This window comes from Leisingera sp. ANG-Vp, from assembly GCF_000813725.1.
GTDB lineage: Bacteria > Pseudomonadota > Alphaproteobacteria > Rhodobacterales > Rhodobacteraceae > Leisingera.
The window spans coordinates 1-14,648 of the sequence record NZ_JWLD01000066.1 but is presented as its reverse complement, the minus strand read 5'-3'; the positions used below and the strand labels follow the sequence as shown (position 1 = coordinate 14,648).

At 64.0% G+C, this 14,648-nt stretch carries 10 protein-coding genes; 5 read left to right on the top strand and 5 right to left on the bottom strand.

Annotated features, from left to right (window positions below; genetic code table 11):
- Nucleotides 1–80 precede the first annotated feature (80 nt).
- Entirely contained in the window at nt 81–1,487 is a 1,407-nt protein-coding gene (locus tag RA20_RS19390; RefSeq protein WP_039132564.1) for an efflux transporter outer membrane subunit, read from the bottom strand.
- 382 nt (nt 1,488–1,869) lie between these two features.
- Here RA20_RS19390 and RA20_RS19385 point away from each other — a divergent pair, with 382 nt between their 5' ends.
- From RA20_RS19385 to RA20_RS19365, 5 genes are all read left to right on the top strand, one after another.
- Nucleotides 1,870–3,291 (top strand): aldehyde dehydrogenase family protein, encoded by a 1,422-nt coding sequence (locus RA20_RS19385; protein WP_039132562.1) that lies wholly within the window; start codon nt 1,870–1,872, stop codon nt 3,289–3,291.
- Between the two features lie 272 nt (nt 3,292–3,563).
- On the top strand, nt 3,564–5,675 hold the full coding sequence (locus tag RA20_RS19380; RefSeq protein WP_039132559.1) for a hydantoinase/oxoprolinase family protein: 2,112 nt from the start codon (nt 3,564–3,566) through the stop codon (nt 5,673–5,675).
- A complete protein-coding gene (locus RA20_RS19375) occupies nt 5,675–7,327 on the top strand; it encodes a hydantoinase B/oxoprolinase family protein (protein ID WP_039132557.1) in 1,653 nt (550 codons plus the stop codon). The genes RA20_RS19380 and RA20_RS19375 overlap by 1 nt, the downstream gene beginning before the upstream one ends.
- Nucleotides 7,324–8,391 carry a pyridoxal phosphate-dependent aminotransferase gene (locus RA20_RS19370; RefSeq protein ID WP_039132555.1) on the top strand — a complete coding sequence of 356 codons (1,068 nt, stop codon included), beginning with the start codon at nt 7,324–7,326 and terminating at the stop codon, nt 8,389–8,391. The genes RA20_RS19375 and RA20_RS19370 overlap by 4 nt, the downstream gene beginning before the upstream one ends.
- Nucleotides 8,388–9,128: a maleate cis-trans isomerase family protein gene (locus tag RA20_RS19365; RefSeq protein WP_052249090.1), complete on the top strand. Its 741-nt coding sequence runs from the start codon at nt 8,388–8,390 to the stop codon at nt 9,126–9,128. Before RA20_RS19370 ends, RA20_RS19365 begins: the two co-directional genes overlap by 4 nt.
- A gap of 106 nt (nt 9,129–9,234) precedes the next feature.
- Here the strand turns inward: RA20_RS19365 and RA20_RS19360 are convergent, their stop codons facing one another.
- The 4 genes from RA20_RS19360 to RA20_RS19345 all read right to left on the bottom strand — a co-directional run.
- Nucleotides 9,235–10,773 (bottom strand): trimethylamine methyltransferase family protein, encoded by a 1,539-nt coding sequence (locus RA20_RS19360; protein WP_039132553.1) that lies wholly within the window; start codon nt 10,771–10,773, stop codon nt 9,235–9,237.
- A gap of 4 nt (nt 10,774–10,777) precedes the next feature.
- Complete coding sequence (locus RA20_RS19355; RefSeq protein WP_039132551.1) at nt 10,778–11,746, bottom strand: D-2-hydroxyacid dehydrogenase; 969 nt, start codon at nt 11,744–11,746, stop codon at nt 10,778–10,780.
- Complete coding sequence (locus tag RA20_RS19350; protein ID WP_039132549.1) at nt 11,743–12,288, bottom strand: hypothetical protein; 546 nt, start codon at nt 12,286–12,288, stop codon at nt 11,743–11,745. The genes RA20_RS19355 and RA20_RS19350 overlap by 4 nt, the downstream gene beginning before the upstream one ends.
- 2 nt (nt 12,289–12,290) lie before the next feature.
- A partial coding sequence (locus RA20_RS19345; RefSeq protein ID WP_039132547.1) for a glycine cleavage T C-terminal barrel domain-containing protein occupies nt 12,291–14,648 on the bottom strand: 2,358 nt, incomplete at its 5' end.

Here is a 14,648-nt window from a genome sequence, read left to right as displayed (position 1 = left end):
GGAGTCTGAAATCCGGCACGGATCTCAGCTATTAACAATCGATTTTCATGGCCGTTTTTCTCTTAGAAAACGGCTTTCCTTCACTCCGCCGCCGCAGCAGCCGCGGCGCTGGACGGACTTTGATCCGGCGCCCAGCCTTTGCCCAGGGAAATCTGCAGATTGGCCCAGGCCAGCGCCAGGTCGCGGCGGGCGGTGATCAGGTTCAGCTCGTTGTCGCGCAGCGCTTCCTCCGTATTCAGCAGGTCGAACAAGGTGATCTCGTTGGCCTTGAACGTCTCCCGCGCCAGATCGGCGACCCGGGTGCCGAGGTTGACGGCGCGAACCTGGGCGGCGGTGCGCTGGCGGGCGGCTCTCAGGGCGCTTTGCTGCGATTGCACCTCCTCCACCGCGTTGCGCACGGCAGCGCGGTAGTCGTATTCGGTGGCCTTGGCTTCAGCGATGGCGCTCTCGTGGAAAGCGCGTAGCACCTTGCGGTTGAACAGCGGCAGGGTCAGTGTCGGGCCGATCTGATAAAGATCGTTGACGCCTCGGGTGGCCTGAACCGTACCCTCGATCGACAGCGACGGGTAGAGCTCGGCCTCGGTCACACCAATGTCTGCGGTGGCGCTGCGCAGCTGGGCTTCGGCCAGAAGGATGTCCGGGCGGTTGCGCAGCAGGGTGGCGGGCACGCCCAGCTCCGGCTGGGTCGCCGGGTAGGGCTGGCCATAGCGGCCCCGCATCATCGCAAACACCTCGGCTGCGTCACGGTCCAGCAGCGTCGCCAGGGCAAAGACTGAAGACTCGTAATTCGCGATGAAGCCAGGCAGGTCGGCCTTGGCGCTGGCCACCTGCAGCTTGGTGCGCTCAACGTCCAGCGCCAGTACGGCGCGTGCTTCCTTCAGCTCTTCCACAGTTCCCAGGATCTGTTCGCGCAGCCGGATTGTCTTGCGGGTGACGGCGGCGCCGCGCTGGAAAAAGCGGGCTTGGATATAGGTGCGGGTAATGGCGTCGATGATGGCCAGCCGTGTAGTTGCCATCTGATAGAACTGGGCGTCGCGGTCCGCAACTGCTCGTTCCGAGCGGCGCTGGAATTCACCGAACAGATCAAAGACATAGGTGGCGCCGATTTCGGCGGTATCTGTGCTGGTGGAGCCGTTCTGCGATTCGCGGCGCGAAAAGATTGAGCTGCCTTCAAGATTGCCGCTGAGTTGTTCTGCGCGGCCTGATCCACGGCGCAGGGCTTCGGCAGCAACCAGCCGCTGGCGGGCGGCTTTGATGTTCAGGTTCTGGGCCAGCCCGGCTGCCACCAGCTGGTTCAGAGTGGCATCGTTCAGCCCTTGCCACCAGGTCTCGGTTGCCCCTTGCACCGTGGCATAGGTACGCGACTGGTAATAGGCGGGCGGCACCGCGAAGTCCGGACGCTGGTAATCCAGGCCGACGACTGTGCAGCTGCACAGGATAGTTCCGGCCAGCAGCGCGGAACGGGCTGTCCAATTGGATCTGCTCATGACTTGCCTCTAGGCGCCCGGTCTTGTTGCGGGCTTTTGGAAAAGCATAGTCAGCGCCTGGAGAGGCCGCGAACAACTTCCTGCTGTTAAGGGAGTCTTTACAGCCCAGTGATGCGCTGAACCCACAGCCTGCAAGCTTCGCAAAATGCCGTCGAATTGCCGTTTTTGCTGCATCGGGGCGGCGGGAAGCCGGTCATGCTCCTGTGTCAGCGCGCAGCACGGAGGGCACGGGGAGGGTGCCGGCAGGCCGCGCACATGCTTGACGGGGGCAGGGCCTCCGTCCACTGTTTCCCAAACGGTCGGCCAGGCACAGCTGCTGCGGCCGGTTCCGCCTCTCTGAACACCTGACAATGCAATCACGCTACAAAGTGAGAACAACCTGATGGACCTGCAAAAATTCTATATCGGCGGTGCCTGGGTGACACCGCATTCCAGCCGCGAATTCCCGGTGCTGAACCCGGCAACGGAAGAGCGGACCGGCACGATCATCCTGGGCGATGAAGTGGATGTGAATAACGCGGTGGCAGCAGCCAAGCACGCGTTCGAAAGTTTCTCGCGCACCAGCCGCGACGAGCGGATTGCCCTCTTGGAAAAGCTGCTGGAGATCAGCAACGCGCGCCGGGAAGAATTGGCACAGGCGATGAGCTCCGAGATGGGCGCGCCGATTTCCATGGCGCGTGATGCCCAGGCCGATTCGGGCATTGGGCATCTGGAAGGGATTCTGGAGGCGCTGAAAACGCAGGAATTGCGTGAGACGCTTTCCAATGGGGATGTTCTGGTGCGCGAGCCGATTGGGGTCTGCGGGCTGATTACCCCTTGGAATTGGCCGGTGAACCAGATTGCCTTGAAAGTGCTGCCAGCACTGGCAACCGGTTCAACCTGCGTGCTGAAGCCGTCTGAGCACACGCCGATGTCAGCCGCTGTCTATGCGCAGATGATCCATGACGCGGGCTACCCGGCGGGTGTGTTCAACTTGATCCACGGCGACGGGCCGACGGTTGGCGCGGGGCTGTCGCGGCACCCTGATATCGACATGATGTCCTTCACCGGATCGACCCGGGCCGGGGTGGCAGTGGCCAAGGACTCAGCCGACACCGTGAAGCGGGTGACGCTGGAACTGGGCGGCAAGTCTCCGAACCTGGTGTTTGCTGACGCGGACCTGCAGGAAAAGGTCACCAATTCGGTGCTGGAGTGCATGTACAACACCGGCCAAAGCTGCGACGCGCCGACCCGGATGCTGGTGGAGCGAAGCTGCTACGACCAGGTGCTGGAGATTGCCAAGGCTGCGGCTGAAGGCCAGGCCGTGGGCGACCCATCCCAGGAAGGCGATCACATCGGGCCGATGTTTGACCGTATCCAGTTCGACCGGGTGCAGACGATGATCCAGAAGGGCATCGACGAAGGCGCCACGGTTCTGGCTGGCGGTCTTGGCCGGCCTGAGGGGCTGGACAAGGGCTGGTATGTGCGCCCGACCGTCTTTGCCGATGTGACGAATGAGATGGCGATTGCCCAGCAGGAGATCTTTGGCCCAGTGCTGGTGATCATCCCGTTCGAGGATGAGGAAGACGCCATCCGCATTGCCAACGATACGCCCTATGGCCTGGCGGCCTATCTGCAGACCGGTGACCCGGAGCGGGCCGAGCGGGTGGCCGCCCGCCTGCGCGCAGGCGCCGTGCATATCAATGGCGGCGGCTTCAACTACGGCTCGCCCTTTGGCGGCTACAAGCAGTCCGGCAACGGCCGCGAGGGCGGCATGCTGGGACTGGAGGACTACCAGGAAGTCAAAACCCTGCATTTCGGTTAAGAAAACAAGAACTTCCGGCCAGGCTTGCTGCCTGGCCGGGACACTGGGCGGAGTCGCAGGACACCGCATCCATGCCGTTATCAGGCAATATTCATGTCGCTATCCGCAAAGCTGCTTGGGCGGCAGCGCCGCAGGATACAGCCATGAAACACGCATTCATTCCCAAACGCATGGACCGCCGCGCCACAGGGTGCAACCTGGTTACTGTCTGACTCCGCCGCCCGTTGACGGGCTTTCCGGCGGACACTCAACGACAGCTTTTGGAATGATAGATGACAGCATCAACTGCGCTGCGCCTTGCCATTGATATTGGCGGCACCTTTACCGATACCGTTCTGGTAGCGGGTGAAGACACTATTCTGGCCTCGACTAAGACCCTGACAACGCATCAGAACCCGGCAGACGGCGCGATGGAAGGCGCGGCGCGGGTGATGGCGCAATCCGGGCGGTCCCTGGGCGAAGTGACCGGCTTTATCCACGGCACCACCCTGGCCACCAACGCGCTGATCGAGCGGCGCGGCGCCACGGTGGCGACGGTCACAACCGAGGGCTTCCGCGATATCCTCGAGATTGCTTATGAGCGGCGCTATTCGCAGTATGACATCAACCTGGAAAAGCCGGACCTTTTGGTGCCGCGCGAGCGCTCGCTGACCATCCGCGAACGCATGTCGGCCGAGGGCGAGGTGCTGATCGGCATGGAGGACAGCGCGGTTGAGGCGCTGATTGAAGAGCTGGATGCAAGCGGCGCCGATGCGGTCGCGATCTGCCTGATGCACTCCTATGCAAACCTCGATCACGAACGCTGGCTGCGCGATATTCTGGCAGAGCGGCGTCCCGGCCTGACTGTTTCGATCTCATCCGAGGTCAGCCCCGAGGCGCGGGAGTTCGACCGGCTTTGCACCACCGTGGCCAACGCCTATATCCAGCCGCTGATGGAGACCTATCTGGCCCGCTTTGCCGAACGCTTTGCGGCGGAAGGCGTCACTTGCCCGATCCTGATGATGACTGCCGGCGGCGGCATGTGCACCATCCAGACCGCAGCACGCTTCCCGATCCGCCTGGTGGAATCCGGCCCCGCCGGCGGCGCCATCCTGGCCGCCCGCATTGCGGCCCGCGCAGGCCTGGATGAGGTGCTGTCCTTTGACGTTGGCGGCACCACCGCCAAGCTATGCCTGATCGACAACGCCCGCCCGCAGACCTCGCGCCAGTTCGAAATCGCCCGCGCGGCGCGGTTTATCAAGGGCTCGGGAATGCCGGTGCGAATCCCGGTGATCGAGATGATCGAAATCGGGGCTGGCGGCGGCTCCATCGCCGGAGTGGACCGGCTGGGACGTTTGACCGTGGGGCCGAAATCGGCCGGTTCCGAGCCTGGGCCGGTGGCATTCGGCCGCGGCGGCACCGAGCCGACCGTGACCGATAGCGACATCACGCTGGGTTACATCGTGCCCGACACCTTTGCCGAGGGGCATATCCAGATCGACCCGGAGGCTTCCAAGGAGGCGCTGGCCCGGGTGATCGGCTCCCGGCTGGAGCTGGACGGCGTTGGCTCCGCTGATGGTGTCAGCCGCATCGTCGACGAAAGCATGGCCAGCGCCGGCCGGATGCACGCAGTGGAATCCGGCAAGGATCTGGGCCCGCGCACCATGATTGCTTTCGGCGGCAACGGCCCGCTGCACGCAAGCCGGGTGGCGCGTTCTGCAGGCGTGTCCCGTATCGTGATCCCGCCGAACCCGGGCGTGGGCTCGGCCGTGGGCTTCCTGTTTGCGCCGGTGTCGTTCGAGATCGTGCGCTCGCGCTATTCCATGTTGGAAACCATGGACATGGGCAGCATCAACGGCTTGTTCGCCCAGATGATCGATGAGGCGAAATCGGTGGTGGCGCAGGGCGCGGGCGATGCTCCGACCGAGGTCCAGCGCACCGCATTCATGCGCTACAACGGGCAGGGGCATGAGATTGAGATCACCCTGCCGGACCGCGATTTGACGGCTGAAGATCTCGGTCCGCTGACTGCAGCCTTTGAAACAGAATATGCCAAGCAGTTCTCGCGCCCCGTGCCGGGCATGAAGATCGAGATCCTGAACTGGGCCGTGCGGGTGGCAACGCCGGATGCCGCGGTCACTGCGGTGCCGGAGACACCGGAGCTGAAGAACATCTGGGCCGAGGCCTTCCGCCCGATTACCTGCGATGTGGACGGCACAACAAAGCAGGCGGCGTTTGTGCCGCGCGACAGTCTGAAGCCCGGCGACCGCGTTTGCGGCCCGGCGCTGATTACTGAGCCGCAAACCACCACGCTGGTCTCTGCGGATTTCTCCGCCCATGTGGATGCAATTGGTAACCTCGTCCTGATCCAGGATCAGAAAGACGACCAGAAAGGAGGCGCATAATGGCTGCCGATCTTTCCCCCGCCCGCCTTCAAGTCATGTGGAACCGCCTGCTGGCGGTGGTCGAGGAGCAGGGCCAGACCCTGATCCGCGCCGCGTTTAGCCCCATCGTGCGCGAATGCGGCGACATCTCCGCCGGTATTTTCGACGTGCAGGGCCGGATGCTGGCCCAGGCCGTCACCGGCACGCCCGGCCACATCAACACTATGGCTGAAGCCGTGATGCACCTGCGCGAGCGCTTCCCGGTGCAGAACATGAAGCCCGGCGATATCTATATGACCAACGATCCCTGGCTGGCCTCAGGGCATCTGAACGACTTCCTCTTGATGATGCCCGCGTTCAAGGACGGCAAGGTGGTCGGCTTCACCTCCTGCACCTCGCATCTGGTGGATCTGGGCGGCCTTGGCATGGGGCCGGAAGGCTCTGACATCTATGACGAGGGCCTGCTGATCCCGCCTTGCAAGCTGGTCGAGGAAGGCGAACCCAATGCGCTCTTGATGGACATCATTCGCGCCAACTCCCGCGAGCCGATTGCCAATGAGGGCGACATCTATGCGCTGATCGCCTGCTGCGAGGCCGGGGTGACGCGGCTGGTCGACATGATGGAGGAGTTCCGCATCGACGATCTGGATGCGCTGGGGTCCTACATCATCGAGACCTCCCGCCGCGGAACGCTGGAGGCCATCGCCGAGGTGCCCGAGGGTGTCTATAAGAACGTCCTGAAAATGGACGGCTATGAGAATGAGCTGGAGCTGCATGCCACGCTGACCGTCTCCAAGGACGGCATGCATGTGGATTTCACCGGCACTTCGGGCTGTTCCAAGAAAGGCATCAACGTGCCTTTGAATTATGCGACTGCTTACACTGTGTTTGCGCTGCGCTGCATTGTGGGTCCGGATATTCCCAACAATGCCGGCTCGCTGGAGCTGTTCACTGTGGACGGCCCCAAGGGCTGCATCCTGAACGCGCAGCGTCCGGTGCCGGTGGCGATGCGCCACACGCTGGGGCAGGTGACGCCGGATCTGGTGCTGGGTTGCCTGCATCAGGCGCTGCCGGACCAGGTGCCGGCCGAGGGCGCCAGCTGCATGTTCGACCTGCCCATGCGCCACGCGCCCGAGGTGGCCCGTGACGGCGGCCGCGAGTTCGCCATCGAGCCGGTCCACAACGGCGGTACCGGCGCGCGGCCCCATGCGGACGGGCTGTCGGCGACGGCCTATCCCTCGGGCGTTTACGGCAGTCAGGTGGAGATCACCGAGGCCGTTGCCCCAGTGGTGATGTGGCGGCGCGAGCTGAGGCCCGACTCCGGCGGCGCAGGCAAATACCGCGGCGGCCTAGGCCAGCGGATTGAGATGACCGCCTCCAACGACGCGCCTTTCATCGTGTTCCTGTCAGTTGAACGCCTGAAGTTCCCGGCGCTTGGCCGTATGGGCGGCCAACCCGGCGCCCCGGGCCGCATCCGCTTCCGCGACGGCGAGCAGGACATCCCTGGCAAGGGTGAGCTGCGGGTGGAGGCGGGCGACTACCTGATCTTTGAAACCCCCGGCGGCGGCGGCTTTGGCGACCCGTCCGAACGCGACCCGGAGGCCTTGGCGCTGGACCTGAAGCGCGGGTTGGTGACGGAAGAGGGCGCAGGCGCCTATGGAGGTGCCAAATGATCCGCGCAGTTCCGCATGTTGCCGCCATGGCGCCTTATGCGCTGGCAGACTTGGGCGGCGAGGGGGTCATTTCCCTCGCCCAAAATGAAAGCGCCTTTGCCGCCAGCCCTGCCGCAATTGCGGCGGGCAAGGCGGTGCTGGAGCAGATGCCGCTTTACCCCGACCCGGAGTGGCCTGACTTGCGCGCCGCGGTGGCTGAGGTGCACGGCCTGGATCCGGCCAAGATCCTGTGCGGCGCCGGTTCCATGGAGCTGATCGGCTGCCTGATCCGCGCCTTTGCCGGCCCGGGCGACCGGGTGTTGGGCACGGACTATGGCTATGCCTTCGTGTCCTCTGCTTCGGCCCAGGTCCAGGCGGACTATGTCAAGGCGCGCGAGCGCGAACTGACGGTGTCGGTGGATGATATCCTCGCCGCCGTCACGCCGCAGACCCGCATCGTCTTTGTCTGCAACCCCGGCAACCCCACTGGCACACTGATCCCCAACGCCGAGATCCTGCGCCTGCGCGAAGGGCTCTCTGCAGACGTGCTGCTGGTGGTGGATCAGGCCTATGCCGAGTTTGCCGATGCAGAAAACGGCCCAGCCGAAATCTTCGCGCTTGTTGAGCACGGCGATACGGTGGTTATGCGGACGCTCTCCAAGGCTTATGGCCTCGCGGGCGCCCGGGCCGGCTGGGGGTACTTCCCGCCGGAGATTGCCAGTGAGGTGCGCAAGCTGCTGAACCCCAACAACATTTCCATCCCGTCGCAAGCAATGGCCGCGGCGGCGATGCTGGATCAGGCGTATATGCGCGATGTGGTCGCCAAAACTGCAGCCATCCGGGACAGCTTTGCCGGAGGCTGCCGCGCGCTGGGTCTGGAGGTGCCGCAGGGCCACACCAATTTTGTGCTGATGCGTTTCGCCTCGCCGGAGCAAGCGCAGGCAGCCGACAACGCGCTGCGGGCAGAAAAGCTGCTGATGCGCGGCATGGGAGGTTACGGCCTCACCGACTGCCTGCGCGCCACCATCTGCAGCCAGGAGATCATGGACCGCGCCCTGGAGGTGCTGAAAGGAGTGCTCAAATGACCCACGAGACCCGCACCCGCGCCAAAATCGGCGTGCTGGTGCCCTTCACCAACACCAACCTGGAACCGGACATGATGCTGATGCGCTGCCCGGACACGACGGTGCATTTCCAGCGCATGGGCGGTTACGACGTGGACGAAATCCCCGGCTCCGACCAAATGGCCGGGCTGGGTGCCTCCGACATCAGCCAGGACCTCAGGATGATCTCCGGCGTGCGCCCCGACGTGGTGCTCTACGGCTGCACCTCGGCGACGCTGACCCACGGGCCGGGCTTTGACGAGCAGCTGGCGCAGGACATCAAGGCAGGCTCCGGCGCGCTGTCCTTCACCGCCGCGGGTGCGCTGGTTGAGGCGATCAAGGCCCTGGGTGCAACCAAGGTGGGTTTCTCATCTCCTTATCTGGGCGAGATCAACGAACAGGCGGTGGAGTTCCTGGCGCAAAATCAGATAGCCACGGTGAAATGCGCTGATGTTGGCCGCGAGCTGGGCAATTACGGCCAGGGCGAGCTGACACCGGACGAGGTCTTTGACCTCGCCAGCCAGGCCGACCACCCGGAGGCGCAGGCCATTGTGCTCAGCTGCACCGACATGCGCTCGGTTGAGGCGGTCGACCGGATCGAAGCAGCGCTTGGCAAGCCGGTGGTGACGTCCAATCAGGCGATGATGTTTGCGGTGATGCGAGCGCTTGGGCTCCCCCGGCAAGGCAATGTGCCAGGCCGACTGTTCGATCTGCTGTAACATCTCCAATGAGAAACCCGGCACCTGAATGGGTGCCGGGTTCTGCTTCTTTCTGGTCTGAAATACCCCGGGGAGCGCGAGGGGCTGGCCCCTCGCTCCTGTCCGCTCAAGGTTCGTCCGAGCCGATTTCTTCTTTGCGCTTGGCCACATAGGCTTCCAGTTCTTCCTTGATTGCAGGATCCATCGCGGGTTCCTCGTAGTCCTGCAGTGCCTGCTGCCAAAGACCGGTGGCCCGCTGCAGCGCGTCCTTGGCGCCGGCCGCCTCCCAGTTCTCGTAGTTCTGCCAGTCAGACAGCATCGGTTTGTAGAACGCGGTCTCATAGCGCGCCATCGTGTGTTCGGCGCCAAAGAAATGGCCGCCGGTAGGCACCGACTGGATCGCATCAAAGCCCAGTTCGTCCTCGTCGAACTTCATCGGTTTCAGGAATTCCATCATGTTCTGAATGATCTCCACATCCATGATGAATTTCTCATAAGACGCCGTGAGGCCGCCTTCCAGCCAGCCGGCCGCGTGGTAGACGATATTGGCACCGCCCAGCACCGCGCCCCAGCTTCCCATCATGGTCTCGTAAGCGGCCTGCAGGTCGACCGCATTGGAAGCATTGGCGTTTGAGGTCCGGTAGGGAATGCCATAGCGCCGCGCCAGCTGGCCGCCAACGATATTGGCCTTGGCGTTCTCAGGTGTTCCGAAGGCAGGCGCGCCGGAGCGCATATCCACATTCGAGGTAAACGAGCCATACATCACCGGGGTGCCCGGGTTGACCAGCTGGGTCAGCACCACGCCGAACAGCGCCTCGGCATTCTGCTGCGCCAGCGCGGCGGGCAGGGTGACCGGGGTCATTGCGCCCATCAGCGTAAAGGGAGTGACCGAGACCGGCTGGCCGTGCTCTGCCATGGCAATCAGCCCGTCGCCCATGGTGTCGTCGAACAGGCGCGGCGAGTTGACTGAGATGATGGTGATCACGCCCGGATCTCCGTTCATCTCTTCGGGTTTCTGGCCGCGAGTGATTGCCATCATGTTGATGCCGTCCACTGCCCGTCCACGGCCGATGGCGGTGCAATGGAACGACAGGTCCGAATAGATCAGGTTGGCCAGATAGGTGTCCAGGTGGCGGTTGTTGGCGGGCAGCTCCAGCGGCGCGGTCACCTGGTTGCCGATCAGGTGGATGGCGTTGAAGTGATGCGCCAGTTTGATGAAATTCTGATAGTCGGTGAGGTTGCCCTGCCGTCGCCCGTTGATGCAATCGTGCACGTTCGGCGGGCCCGCGACCAGGCCGAAGTTCACGTGATTGCCGCCCATGATGATCTGCTTGGCCCGGTTGCGTGCGGTCAGGGTAAAGGTGCGCGGCACTGTCTTCAGCGCCTCCATGACGAGGCTTTCATCCATGCGGATGGTCTTGCTGTCGCGGTCAACGATGGCGCCCGCGCCCTCGAAAATGTCCATGACATTGTCGCCCATCACCCGGATGCCGGCCTCCGACAGGATCCGCATCGAGGTGGCGTGCAGCTGGTCCATCTGCTCGGGGTTCAGCAGCTCATACGCCGGGTAGGTGTTTTTCACCTGGGTCCAAGGCAGCTGTTCGATGCTGCCGCCGGAACGGGTGGATTTTCCGCGGCGTCCGCCGCTGCGCCGTTCACGTGCCATTGGTTCAGTATCCCCTTTCAGGATTGACGATATTGCTCAGCGCTTCGCCCTGGCGGTAGCGCATCAGGTTGTCCGAGAACATCTCCACCGACTTCAGGTCCCAGCCCTGGTAGACCGAGGAGCAATGCGGGGTGATGATGACGTTTTCATAGGCCCAGAGCGGGTGTTCCGCGGGCAGCGGCTCGACGGTGAAGACATCCAAAGCCGCGCCGCGGATACGTTTTGCGTCGAGAGCGGCCAGCAGGGCGCCTTCGTCGATTACTCCGCCGCGGGAGACGTCGATGATCACTGCGGTCTCTTTCATCGCGGTAAAGGCTTCCGGCCCCACGATGCCGCGGGTGCTGTCCAGGAGCGGCACGCAGGTGACGATGAAATCCGCGCGGGGCCAGAGGCCGGGCAGGGCGTCCATGCCGTGCACCTCATCGACATTGGGCGTGTCCTTGGGCCGGGCGCGGACGCCGATGGTATTAAGGCCCAGAGCCTTTGAGCGCGCCGCAACCGCCTCGCCGGTCTTGCCGAGGCCGATGATCAGCACGGTTTTGCCGCCGATGGGTTCGACCTGTGCCGACTGCCACTCGCGCCGGGTTTGCGCGGCACGGAAGCCAGGCAGGCCGAGGGTGAAATGGAACATCGCCCCCAGCGCGTATTGCGCCATCATGTCGGCGGCAACGCCAGCCGAGTTGGTAACAGTCAGCGCCGCCGGATCCCAGGGGTTCATATGATCGGTGCCGGAGCCGCCGACCGAGACCCATTTGACCGTTTCCGCGTCCAGCAGCGCCTGGCGCGGGAAACTCGGGGTGCCGTTGAAGCGCACGGAATAGACCACCTCGGCCCCGGTTTCCGCGACCATTGCGGGCAGGCCCTCGTAAGTATCGCAGGTGTGGATCTGCAGGTCCGGGTGGCCTTTGGCCAGCACCTCGCGCGCCGGGCCGGGATTGTCGGTGTGCAGGATGACAACTGGGGATTTCATCATGCGGTCTCCCTTTGAAATTCACCCGCCGCAGTGGCCACGGCATTGGCAAAGAAGGCGGTGGCAGCGATGTCGAACAGCACCGAAAAGCCGGGGGCGCCGCGGTCGTCGCGCCAAGTTATAGCCTCGACATAGCCGACGCGGGTCTGGGCGATCGCACCCTGGCCAAAGGCACCTTCGGCAAGGTTCACCGGGCAGATCTTGGCCATCAGGTCAAAGAGACGCGGACCTGACAGGTGCATCATCGCCCAAGTTTCCTCACGCCAGGAATAATAGCCTTTTGGCGCTGCGGCGGCATTCCAGCGGGCGCGCAAATCGTCCGGGTGATTCAGCACCACGGCCTCTTCGCGGCCCAGGCGCAGCACGCCGTTTGCAATGCGGTTCACCTCGGGCACCTCATAGCCCTGCGCCAGCAGGAAGCTGATGGAGCCGCGGCCTTTGAGGCCGAAACGAGGGGTGCGGCTGTCGTCGCGCAAGAAGACGGGGCCGGTCATCAGGGGCACGCCCTCGGCGGCGCCTTGCGGGTCCAGCGGGTAGAGGCGCATGGTCAAAGCTCCTGCCGTTTGTTGTCCGGGTCAAAGAAGGCATGGCCGCGCACCGGCGTCGTCACCCGGGTGCCGTTGCGGCATTTCACCGTGATGGGGGTGCCTTCGGTTGCGTCATCTCCATGGACGTAGGCCAGCGCGATATGGGTCTTGAGCGTCGGCGACCAAAGGATTGAGGCCACATGACCCACCGGCACCTCATCCTTCAGCACCAGGCAGCTTTCACCCGGCACATCCGCTCCGTCGAAGGTCAGCCCCACCAGCTTGCGCGGCAGCCCCTTGTTGCGGCGCATCTCTATGGCGCGTTTGCCGACAAAGAACGGTTTGGTCTTGGAAACCGCCCAGTCGAAGCCCAGTTCATCCGGCGAGGTCAGCGCGTCGGTGTCCTGACCAATGAGGATATGGCCCTTCTCCAGGCGCAGGATCCGGCTGGCTTCCAGGCCGTAGGGGCGCAAGCCGTGGGATTTGCCCGCCTCCAGTACCGCATCCCATAGGGTTTTGGCGTAGGTGGAGGGGCAGTGCAGTTCATAGCTCAGTTCGCCGGTGAAACCGATCCGCATGGCGCGGACCGGGACGCCCGCCACAGTGCCCTCGCGCCCGTCGAGATAGGCAAAACCCTCGCGCGAGAAGTCGATGTCACTCTCCAGAGCCTCCACCACAGCGCGGGCTTTGGGGCCGGTAATGTTGAGGCCGCTGAAGGCGGCGGTGACGTTCAGCACATCCACATCCAGCCGCCACTGGGCGTTCCAGAACAGCATGTCGGAGTAGACCCGCGCCACCGCGCCGGTAGTGGCGGTGACGTAATAGAGGTCCTCGGCCAGCCGGTAGGCAACGCCGTCGTCGATCACCGTGCCCATCTCGTTGGTCATCAGGCAATAGCGGCAGCGGCCCACGGGCTGTTTCTTGTAAGCCATTGTGTAGATGCGGTTGAGGAATTCACCGGCATCCGGGCCGCGCACCTCCAAGCCGCCGAGAGTGGAGACATCCAGCACACCAACGCCGTTGCGGACGGCATGGACTTCCTCTTCGATCAGCCGTTTGGCGTCTGCCTTCGGCCCATAGAAATAGGGCCTGCGCCAGGCACCGACGGGGCGCATGTCGGCGCCAAGGCGGATGTGTTCCTGATGCAGGGCAGAGCGGCGCTCGGCCGGATGGTGGTGGCCCGAGAGCACACCCAGGGTCTCCGGTGCAAACGGAGGGCGGGCGGTGGTGACGCCGACCTCGGCCACCTTGCGGTTGGTGGCTTTGGCGACGGTACGGGCGGTGGCCAAAGCCGAGTGGCGGCCTTGTGACGGACCCATGCCGACGGTGGAGAAACGCTTGACCAGCTCCAGCTCGCTGTAGCCTTCCTTCACCGCGTTCTGCAGATCCTTGACCTGCAGGTCCTCGTCGCGGTCGATGAAATCCTTGCCCTTGGGGTGGGCATTGATCGGCAGCTCGAAATTGGCGAGCGGTGCTTCGTCGTCCAAGGCCGGGGTGATTTCGCGGGACTCTCTGCCCAGGCGGGCGAGCGCTGTTTGGGCAGCGGTCTGGGCGCTGGCGGTGACAGCATCAGTGCCGAATAGGCCAGTGACGCCGCCAGCCGCGCCAATCGGGGCATCCGGCAGGTTCAGCGAGAACTGTGCGGTATCCTCGTCATAGCCCAGCTTGGCGCCGGCATGGCAAGGCAGCTGCCACATCGGAGCGTAGCCAACCGAGAGCACCGCGAGGTCGCAGGAGATCCATTCGCCTGCCACTTTGATAGCGGAGACATGGGATTTGCCGCGGGCCTCTTCGAACTGGCCATGCACAATCCGCACGCCTTTGGCGCGGAGGCCATCGGCTAGTGCCCCGCCGCTGCCGCCGGGGCGCGGGTCGGCGAGGAGGGCGATGTCGACACCGGCCTCGATGAGGTCCAGTGCTACGCGGTAGCCGTCGGGGTTGGCGGCCATCACCGCGGCGCGGTTGCCGGGTTTCACCGCATAATGGCGCATCAGGCGCTGTGCAGCGCTCCCAAGCATCACGCCGGGCAGGTCGTTGTTGCGGAAGATGGCGGGCTGTTCGATGCAGCCGGTGGCCAGGATCACCTCTTGCGCGCGGGTTTTGAACAGTTTGCGGCCCTGGATCAGCGGCAGCCAGTTGTCCTCGAACCAGCCGTTGACGGTCGTTCCGGTCATCAGGCGGAGGTTGGGGAGCTTGCCTGCCTGATCCAGCAGGTCTTGCAGCAACGCGCCGTCGCTGCGCCGATAGGTCAGGGCGCCGCCCATCTCGGGCTCCATCTCGGCCAGGATCACATCGGCGCCGCCTTGGGCGGCTTCGATTGCTGCTGTCAGGCCGGCATGGCCGCCGCCCACCACCAGCACGTCGCAGTAGAGGTTGGC

Excerpts from the sequence above, each read along its gene's own strand:
- RA20_RS19355 (WP_039132551.1), bottom strand. The coding sequence starts at position 11,746 with ATGATGAAATCCCCAGTTGTCATCCTGCACACCGACAATCCCGGCCCG.
- RA20_RS19370 (WP_039132555.1), top strand. The coding sequence starts at position 7,324 with ATGATCCGCGCAGTTCCGCATGTTGCCGCCATGGCGCCTTATGCGCTG.
- RA20_RS19365 (WP_052249090.1), top strand. The coding sequence starts at position 8,388 with ATGACCCACGAGACCCGCACCCGCGCCAAAATCGGCGTGCTGGTGCCC.
- RA20_RS19390 (WP_039132564.1), bottom strand. The coding sequence starts at position 1,487 with ATGAGCAGATCCAATTGGACAGCCCGTTCCGCGCTGCTGGCCGGAACT.
- RA20_RS19385 (WP_039132562.1), top strand. The coding sequence starts at position 1,870 with ATGGACCTGCAAAAATTCTATATCGGCGGTGCCTGGGTGACACCGCAT.
- RA20_RS19360 (WP_039132553.1), bottom strand. The coding sequence starts at position 10,773 with ATGGCACGTGAACGGCGCAGCGGCGGACGCCGCGGAAAATCCACCCGT.
- RA20_RS19350 (WP_039132549.1), bottom strand. The coding sequence starts at position 12,288 with ATGCGCCTCTACCCGCTGGACCCGCAAGGCGCCGCCGAGGGCGTGCCC.
- RA20_RS19380 (WP_039132559.1), top strand. The coding sequence starts at position 3,564 with ATGACAGCATCAACTGCGCTGCGCCTTGCCATTGATATTGGCGGCACC.
- RA20_RS19375 (WP_039132557.1), top strand. The coding sequence starts at position 5,675 with ATGGCTGCCGATCTTTCCCCCGCCCGCCTTCAAGTCATGTGGAACCGC.